1 protein-coding gene, 1 other RNA gene and 1 pseudogene are annotated in these 5,789 nt (G+C 38.6%); 1 reads left to right on the forward strand and 2 read right to left on the reverse strand.

Annotation, left to right across the window (positions count from 1 at the left end):
- Nucleotides 1–137: 137 nt before the first annotated feature.
- Nucleotides 138–532, reverse strand: a transfer-messenger RNA (tmRNA) gene (gene ssrA, locus AFK68_RS13815).
- A gap of 1,474 nt (nt 533–2,006) precedes the next feature.
- Nucleotides 2,007–3,257: pseudogene (locus tag AFK68_RS43825) on the reverse strand (serine/threonine protein kinase); the annotation flags it as partial.
- Between the two features lie 813 nt (nt 3,258–4,070).
- Here AFK68_RS43825 and AFK68_RS13825 point away from each other — a divergent pair.
- Nucleotides 4,071–5,080: lipid-A-disaccharide synthase-related protein (locus tag AFK68_RS13825; protein ID WP_143437857.1), on the forward strand; the 1,010-nt coding region annotated here is incomplete at its 3' end.
- Nucleotides 5,081–5,789: the final 709 nt, after the last annotated feature.

Below are 5,789 nucleotides of genomic sequence, written 5' to 3' on the forward strand. Positions count from 1 at the left end.
GAGATCGGGAGATCGGGAGATGGGGGGATTAATAAAAGGAAATAAGGAAATACTGAACTGTATTAATTAATATAAAACCTACAAAAAACCGCTCTCTGCTAAAAAAGCAGAAAACGGATTGGAAATAGTTACTTAATCAATGGAGCATATGGGAGTCGAACCCATGTCCAAAATGGCTATTCACCCTTCACTCATTCACAGGTTTAGCTCTTTTTAACCCTCAGAGCTGGGACCATCCATTATCCCGGATGGCGGGATGCTCTGGTGAAGTCTTAACTAGCAGGCGACCAGAGGCGATTTGCTAGTGCATCCGTTGGGGTTAAGTCTGTAATCCTTAACGGAGTCAAATCACAGACGCTCGAACCTATAAGAGGTGTTTTCGCAATTAAGCTACAGCTACTTGCTTACGAGCAAAAGGTACAATGTTGTTTGCACTTATTATTTTTTGAGCCCAGGATTTCCGAGAGAAGACTCACTCTCGACCTGCATCACAAAGCAGATTTCACCACCCTGTCGAAACCGTTAATGCCCCGTATGGTTATTCTTATATAATAGTTCATAAAAATATAGTCAAATATGACATATCCCTATGTATGCAGGCGTTACCCTGACTGGGTGAACTACAACACCACGCCAGTTGCTTCAAGTCGGGAGACCCGCCCAACGCACTGGCTTCTCTATCTCATAGTCAAAGACATTTGAGACTGCTTTTCTTTACCTCTTTGCGTGATTATCTCCCTGATTCAATTTCTNCTTGGTCATAAAACAGAGGCTTGGACATAGGTTCTTATGTATCTAGAGGTAGCGTGTCAGTCCAGGAATTTCACCCTATTGAAGTCAGATCATTGACTCTTGAGGCTATTTGATTTTCTATAATCACAGGCATTATTAAATTATCTCAACACTCACCCAAATTTCTGGAGACCATATGACGATATTTAACTATATATGACTATATTTATGTACAACGTTTATTATACACAATGATTTTAAATATGACAACTAAAGTCAGGAGTCAGGAGTCAGGAGTTATAGAGTATCTGATTTAACAGTGGTCATTGCGACGATAGGAAGCAATCTCAGAGGTGTCAAGAGATTGCTTCCTTCCACTCCGTTCCAGTCGCAATGACTTAGCCCCGACTTCCCTATTCTCTATTCCCTAACTTCTGTAAGAAGTCTAATGTAAATCATCTTCCCAAACACCAATATAGACACGATTATCTTTACTACGCTCAATTAGACCTTCCAAATTACCTGTTTTAAACTCGTAGCGACTCATTTTACCATTGCGTACATCTTGTAGTCNTCCTTCCACTCCGTTCCAGTCGCAATGACTTAGCCCCGACTTCCCTATTCTCTATTCCCTAACTTCTGTAAGAAGTCTAATGTAAATCATCTTCCCAAACACCAATATAGACACGATTATCTTTACTACGCTCAATTAGACCTTCCAAATTACCTGTTTTAAACTCGTAGCGACTCATTTTACCATTGCGTACATCTTGTAGTCCTTGTTGAATGTCTGGAGTAATCCTCAGATTCAACATATTAGTAAAAGCTACTCTCACCATTCGGTTATCTATAGTATCTGCTACAGACAACTCAGTTTGTCGTAAGCGACGAGAATCTCGATCATATATATAGCCTAGAGTAATTTGATTAGGAAGTAAATCATAAATCACAGCCCTGGTATTAGGCCAATACCCACGCTCTTCAACTTTTGTAGGTTTTCCTAATAATTCTATTACCTTACTTTCTAATGTGCCTGGAGGTAAACCACGAATAATTGGCAGATCCATAATAGTAGAATTATCAATAGGATCGGAAGGAATATGATCTGGTAATACTAAGTCCAGAAGTGTTTTGGAAACTGAATCTTCAGGAGATGGAGCAGGTGTAGGACTTGGTTTAACTTTTGGTGGTGTAGGTGTAGGTTTTACCACAGGAGATGGAGCAGGTGTAGGAGTTGGTTTGACCTTCGGGGGGATAGGAGATGGGGTAGGTGNAGGTTTTACCACAGGAGATGGAGCAGGTGTAGGAGTTGGTTTGACCTTCGGGGGGATAGGAGATGGGGTAGGTGTGGGGGCAGGGGTAGGAGTAAAAGTTGGTTGTGGGGTATTGCTAGGTTTTGGAGATGGGGTAGGTGTAGTTACTGGTGTTGGTATTGGACTGGGAGTTTGGGCAATATCTGATGGTTTTACGGTGGGAGAAGGTTGAGTAAGTTGAGTAGGTTGAGTAGGTTGAGCAATGGGAGGAGTAGAAGAATTCTGAGAGTTAAGCACTATTGCTGCTAATGCTCCTAACATTAGAGTAGCGATCGCTCCGAGTCCTCCCCACATCAAAACTTCTGGAGGTCTTTGTGTAGCAGGAAGATTTACATTAGCAACTTTTCCATTTCCCAATTTCTGAGCTGGATGGTTAGGTATTACCTGTATAGTTGAATTATTGGTGAGAGAATCTGATAAAAGTTTTAACCATTCATCCACAGTTTGAGGTCGGTGTTGAATATCTAAAGCCATACCCTGAAGCACTGCTTGATTAACAGCAGCGCTAAGTTGAGGTTGTAACTCACGCGGACTAGGCATTTCCTGTTGTACTCTCGTGGTTGCTGCTACTGGCAGTTGTCCAGTTAATAATGTATAGAAAGTAGCAGCTAAACCATATACATCTGTTGCTGCTGTGCGTTTTCCTTGAGCAAAATACTGTTCTGGTGGGGCATAACCATCTGAAACCAAATTAGTGTGAATCTGAGTTTTACCAGCAATAAACTCTCGCGCAATACCAAAGTCAATTAAAATTACCTCCTCAGTATCCTGACGCAACATAATATTTTGGGGTTTAATATCTCGGTGGAGCAAATTATTTTGATTTACTACCATCAAAGCATTCCCTATCTGACGAATATAATTCACAGCGATCGCTTCTGCTAGAGGTTGGCCACCAAATACAACTTCTGCTAAAGTCTGACCGGGAATATAGTCCATTACCATGTAAGGTTGACCATTTTCCACAAAAAAATCACTAACTCGGACAATATTAGGATGGACACATAAAGCAAGTCTTTTAGCCTCATCCTGAAATTTATGTTGAAATTCTGCAAAATTAGGATGTTGAGTTAGAGACTCATTGAGAGTCTTAATAACGACTGGTTGTCCTAAATAATTATGAGTAGCTTTGATAGTAATGCCAAAACCCCCCCTTCCTAATTCCTGTTCTAAGGTATATTTGCCCCCTTGTAGGTTTGGTGATATTTTCATTTTTATTATGATCCTAGTTAATAAGTCATTTGGTATTCAGGAGTTTAGCTATATAGCTGAAGTCAGAAGTCGTAGGGGTGATTTCCGTTCCGGAATACTTCGTAAACGCATTTCGGAGCATTCCCTAGGAAATCACCTGTACAGAAGTCAGAAGTTAAATTCTTGCTGTGACTATATTTGAAAGTATCCTTACAGTAATGGCAACTCCTATAAAAATATATAAGCTAAATTGCATATTAACTTCTACTACTCGTTAATGTGCTTTAATTACGAACTAATTAGAACTTGCTGAAAAAGTCTGTTAGTCAGTAAAGGGAATGGGGAATAGTTACAGGTGTTAATTTTTCTTTTTCGTGAGGAAAAATCTAAAGTGAGCGAATTGATTAGGATAATGACTAATGAGTAATCTTAAACTCAGAAATGTTTTTCCAAATCTTCCCTGTTCCCTGATTTTTCCAGGTGTTGTGAGGAAAAACCTCAAGTAAGGGAATTGATGAGGATAATGACTAATGAGTAATCTTAGACTAGAAAATGTTTTGCCAACTCTTACCGAATAACTAAGGTTTAAAGCCTCTCCTTTAAAGGAGAAACAATAAACTTATTTTCCTTTTATTCAATCCAATCCGTTTTAGGGAGAGGTAATTATCAATTATCAATTATCAATTATCAATTATCAATTATTGAACTGTTCCCTATTCCCTATTCCCTATTCCCTNTTTTAGGGAGAGGTAATTATCAATTATCAATTATCAATTATCAATTATCAATTATTGAACTGTTCCCTATTCCCTATTCCCTATTCCCTTGAAATAAATGACCTTAAAAATACTTTGCCTGAGTAATGGTCACGGAGAAGATGCGATCGCAGTTCAAATTTTACAACAACTCGAAAAATATCCTCTTCCTCCTGGTCTTACTGCCTTACCAATAGTGGGAGAAGGACAAGCTTATAACAAAATAGCTAGTCTCTCAATTATTGGCCCCCGACAAAGAATGCCTTCTGGTGGCTTTATCTATATGGATAGCAAACAATTATGGCGAGATGTCAAAGGTGGTTTGTTAAGAGTCACCTTTGCTCAACTAAAAGCATTAAGATATTGGATAAATTATGAAACTAAGTTAGGTCATCAAGTAGTTATTTTGGCAGTTGGGGATATTGTCCCTTTATTATTTGCTTGGTTAAGTGGAGCGCCTTATGCTTTTTTAGGAACTGCTAAATCAGAATATCTCATTCGAGATGAAACTGAGCAACTTCCTGTCAAGTCTTGGGTAGAAAATTTCTTACTTTGGTCAGGATCGGTTTATTTTCCCTGGGAACGTTGGTTAATGAGTAGGGGGAAATGTAGAGCGGTACTTGCTAGAGATGAGTTAACAACAGAAATGTTAAGGAAAAAGTCTATTCGAGCTTATTATGTGGGAAACCCAATGATGGATGGTGTAGAGTTGGAGAGCGATCTGCAGGCAATATATCGTTCTGATGCTCAGATGTTAGGGATGCAAGGTCAAATAACAATTACTTTGTTACCAGGGTCTCGTTCTCCAGAAGCTTATGCAAATTGGGAAATTATTATTCAGGCAGTTACAGGGTTGTTGGAAACTTTCCCACAACAAAAGTTTTTGTTCCTAGGAGCGATCGCTCCTAATTTAGATTTGGAACCTTTTAGTACATTGCTCAAATCTTATCATTGGCGAGCTGAACGAGAAATTAAGACTCAGACTCAAAGTAGTATTTTACAAATGCCAACGGATAATCCTCAACCCACCTTTTTTTCTGGAGAAGGGAGTATTCATTTTCCTTTAAAATTGATTTCTCCGAATAGAAANGTTTTTGTTCCTAGGAGCGATCGCTCCTAATTTAGATTTGGAACCTTTTAGTACATTGCTCAAATCTTATCATTGGCGAGCTGAACGAGAAATTAAGACTCAGACTCAAAGTAGTATTTTACAAATGCCAACGGATAATCCTCAACCCACCTTTTTTTCTGGAGAAGGGAGTATTCATTTTCCTTTAAAATTGATTTCTCCGAATAGAAATGCAAGTATAATTTTAAATCAACAAGCTTTTGCAGAATTTGTACATCGGGGAGATTTAGCTATTGCTATGGCGGGTACTGCTACGGAACAATTTGTTGGTTTAGGGAAACCAGCGATCGCTATTCCTGGCAATGGTCCTCAGTTTACATCTGCTTTTGCGGAAGCTCAAAGTCGCCTTTTAGGAATTTCTTTAATTGTGGTCAAACATCCTAGAGAAGTTGCTGGTGTAGTTAAGTCTTTGTTAGATAACTCAGACCAACGACAGTTAATTGCTCAAAATGGTTTTCGGAGAATGGGAAAATCAGGTGCATCTGAAAGAATTGCTAATTTTTTAATGGAGTTAAATTGGATATAGGAAACAATTAATAATTAATAATTATTAATTATAGCAATTCTATTTGATTCGTGGCAAAAATATTACTGCTTTTTAGGCAACAGCTCATCTGGCAACAGGCAACAGGTAAGAGTTTCAAATTTTTTATTTACTTTTTAATTTAT

Source organism: Hydrocoleum sp. CS-953 (assembly GCF_002260545.1).
In the GTDB taxonomy this organism is placed as follows: Bacteria; Cyanobacteriota; Cyanobacteriia; order Cyanobacteriales; family Microcoleaceae; genus Trichodesmium.